Here is a 549-nt window from a genome sequence, read left to right on the forward strand (position 1 = left end):
GCCGGGTCGGGGCCGCCGCGGTGGTGGGCGTGCTGGTCGGCCAGGGCGTTCTGGTCCGCCGGGGCGTGCTCCCTGGGGGGGTGCGCGTGCTCGGAGCGGGCGGCCATCGGCCCCGACATGTACGCGAGGATCGCGGCCGACACGATGAACGCCATGTGGATCACCGTGCCCCACAGCAGGTCGTGGTGTTCCGTGTGGTGCACGTCCACGAACATCTGGAGCAGGTGGACCGACGAGATGCCCACGATGGCGGTGGCGAGCTTGACCTTCAGCACGTTCGGGTTGACGTGCGAGAGCCATTCCGGCTGGTCCCGGTGGCCCTGGAGGTCGATGCGGGAGACGAACGTCTCGTAGCCGCCGACGATCACCATGATCAGCAGGTTGGCGATCATCACGACGTCGACCAGCTTCAGCACCGCGAGCATCACGTACGTCTCGTCGGCCCGGCCGCTCACGCACCGCAGGATTAACGTCCACAGCTCGTTGAAGAACTTGTAGACGTAGACGCCCTGCACGACGACCAGCCCGAAGTAGAGCGGGGCCTGGAGC

At 67.2% G+C, this 549-nt stretch carries 1 protein-coding gene; it reads right to left on the bottom strand.

Features of this window, described 5'->3' with window-relative positions; all coding sequences use genetic code 11:
- The coding region (locus CCN42_RS40085; RefSeq protein ID WP_245877693.1) for a TIGR00645 family protein at positions 1-549 on the bottom strand (549 nt) is incomplete at both ends.

This window comes from Streptomyces glaucescens (assembly GCF_002154375.1).
Taxonomy (GTDB): Bacteria; Actinomycetota; Actinomycetes; order Streptomycetales; family Streptomycetaceae; genus Streptomyces; species Streptomyces glaucescens.